Origin of the sequence: Anaerococcus porci (assembly GCF_034090325.1) — a bacterium.
Classification (GTDB): Bacteria; Bacillota; Clostridia; order Tissierellales; family Peptoniphilaceae; genus Anaerococcus; species Anaerococcus porci.
Window position 1 is genome coordinate 1 of the sequence record NZ_JAXDSU010000045.1, and the last position, 2,593, is coordinate 2,593.

The 2,593-nt window shown below is 25.4% G+C and carries 2 protein-coding genes; one reads left to right on the forward strand and one right to left on the reverse strand.

The features are described from left to right. Positions 1-231: 231 nt before the first annotated feature. Positions 232-1,473 carry a hypothetical protein gene (locus tag SOR60_RS04790; protein WP_320595357.1) on the reverse strand — a complete coding sequence of 414 codons (1,242 nt, stop codon included), beginning with the start codon at positions 1,471-1,473 and terminating at the stop codon, positions 232-234. Positions 1,474-1,605: 132 nt separating this feature from the next. Between SOR60_RS04790 and SOR60_RS04795 the strand changes: the two genes are divergently transcribed. After that, entirely contained in the window at positions 1,606-2,403 is a 798-nt protein-coding gene (locus SOR60_RS04795) for a histidinol-phosphatase HisJ family protein (protein WP_320595358.1), read from the forward strand. The last annotated feature ends 190 nt before the right edge of the window (positions 2,404-2,593 follow it).

Below are 2,593 nucleotides of genomic sequence, written 5' to 3' on the forward strand. Positions count from 1 at the left end.
TTTCTGATAAAGATTTATATGAGATATTTGATCCTAAATATTCTTTTACTACTTTCATTTTGAATTCTGTACTATATTTTGCCATTTAAAAACTGACCTCCTTAAGTTAGTTTCTAGGTCTAACTTTTGGGGGTCAGTTCAAAATTCTTTCAACAGTTTTTTTATAAAAGATTATTATATTGCTAGAATTAAATTAAGACTTATGCTTAAATAATTAAAGAAAAATTGAAATCATTTCTTTTTCTTTAAATATAAGTATCCACCTGCTGCAAGAACTAAAACTCCAGCTACTTTAGCAATTGATCCAATTCCTGTCCTTACAAAAGAACGACTTTTCTTCACAACTGGATTTTTGGATCTAGATACTGTAACTCTTTTAGGTGTTTTTTGTTCTAAGTAACCAGGTTTTTCATTTACTGCATCTTTTATTCTTTTTTCAAGATCCTTTAATTTTTCACTATCAAATTGATCATCGTCAACTACAGAATTAAGTTCTTTAGAAAGTTTTGCTTTCTTTTCTTCATCTTTTATCTTGTCTTGATTTTCATTAAAATACTTAATAAGGGCATTAAGTTCATCAATAAATATTTTACCATCAAGATTATTGACAAGCTCATTATACTTATCTATAATTTTTCCAAAATCCTCTTCCTTACCTTCTTTTAAAGCTATTTGGCTATTTTTTAATTCATTAAAAGCCTTCTCCAATTTATCTTTGGCTTCTTTACTTGATTTTTTATAAACTATATCTTTTTTTACTTCTTCGTGATTTTTGATAGCATCTTCAATTTCTTTTGCTAATTTTTCTTTTTCTTCTTTTGCCTTTTTCCTTACTTTTTCATTAAAATCATCTACTTTTTTATTAATAGATTTTATAGCTTCATTAACTGAATCAAGATTAGAATCTTCATTATCTAAAACTTTTTTCTCATCAGCTAAATCAAGATTTTTATTTTTTTCAATTCCTTCTTTTAAGATATTTCTATCAAGAGCAAGTTCTTTATTGTAGGCATTTATTTTATCTTTTAAAATACTCAAATTATTATAATTTTGATTATATTCTTGTACAGAATCATAAGATTCTTTTATTTCATTAAAATTATTTTTTAGCTTATCTGATAAATTCCCCTTTATCATTGTCTTTATTTCTTTATAAAGTTTCTTATATTCAGCTAACTTTATTTCTGAAATTTTTTCACTAATCTTATTATAAGATTCTTGAGTAAAGTTTTCTTCATTTAAATTTCCTATTAAATCATCAAAATCTTTTTTGACTTTTTCATTTAAGTTTTTATATATCTCACTTTTTTTAAAGTCTTCAATTTCGCTTATAATAGAATCATAAGTATTTTCTTCGCTTGTTGCTATATTTTCAGCAAAAGCTATATTTTTATAATTTTTTTCAATTGGATTAATAGGACTTGTTAACATTAGAAGGCCAAGTCCTAAGCCTAGAATGTTTTTTTTCTTCATTACTATCTCCTGTTTAACTTTATTATCCTTATTATAACAAATTTCAAAGTATTTTTGTACTTATATTTACGGACTTTATATAATATTTAAAACTAGTATGATATTATTATATAAAATAAGGAAAGGAATAATATGCAAGACTTACATATGCACTGCAAGTTTTCTTTCGATTCACATACTAATCCAGAAGAAAATATAAAATCATGTATTAATAATAATATTAAGATCATGGCTTTCACAGACCATATAGATAAATATTGCCAAAAAAACGCCGATGATATGACATTTGACCTTGATGATTATTTTTCTACCATTAATCTTTTAAGGGAAAAATACAAAAAAGACATAAAAATACTAACCGGTGTTGAGATAGGTATAGCCTATGAAAACAAAGATATTATCAATAAAATAATAAAGGATAATCCTTTTGATTTTATAATAGGCTCGATTCATGCAGTTGAGTTTGTGGATGTATGGGGACAAAGAAAGATTATAGAAAAAGATCCTATTAATTCTTTTAGAAAATACTACTCTTATATGATTGATAGTGTAAAAGCTATTAAAGACTTTTCAGTTTTAGGTCACATAGACTACATAGATAGGTATATAAATGATAAGTCTTTAATACCAAAATATGAATTATATGAAGATTTAATTGAAAAACTACTAAAAGAGTTAATAGATACAAATAGGGGTATTGAAGTAAATACTGCGGGTTTTAGAAATAATCTTCCGCATGCCAATCCAAAGGATAATATCCTAACAAAGTATAAACTTATGGGAGGAGATATTATAACACTAGGATCAGACTCCCATACTTCTGATACATGCGGATATATGATAGATGAAACTATAAAACACCTAAAAGACTTGGGATTTAACCATATTTCATACTTTGAAAATAAAGTAGAAAAACAAATAAAGATTTAAAAAGAGGCACTTGCAAATAACAATTATATCTTGCATCATTATAAGTTAACCAAAGACAATTTTGTGAACAAGCTTTCCAGCTCATCAAGGTCAAATTATCTTAGAGAAACTTGTAATGATTTAGTAAAGATTAATTTAATTTGCATAAGCCTCTTTTTTCTACATAAAATCTTTTAGTTTTTGAAACATC

What these genes read in the sequence shown, in the direction of transcription:
- SOR60_RS04790 (WP_320595357.1), bottom strand. Translation starts at nt 1,473, where the DNA reads ATGAAGAAAAAAAACATTCTAGGCTTAGGACTTGGCCTTCTAATGTTA.
- SOR60_RS04795 (WP_320595358.1), top strand. Translation starts at nt 1,606, where the DNA reads ATGCAAGACTTACATATGCACTGCAAGTTTTCTTTCGATTCACATACT.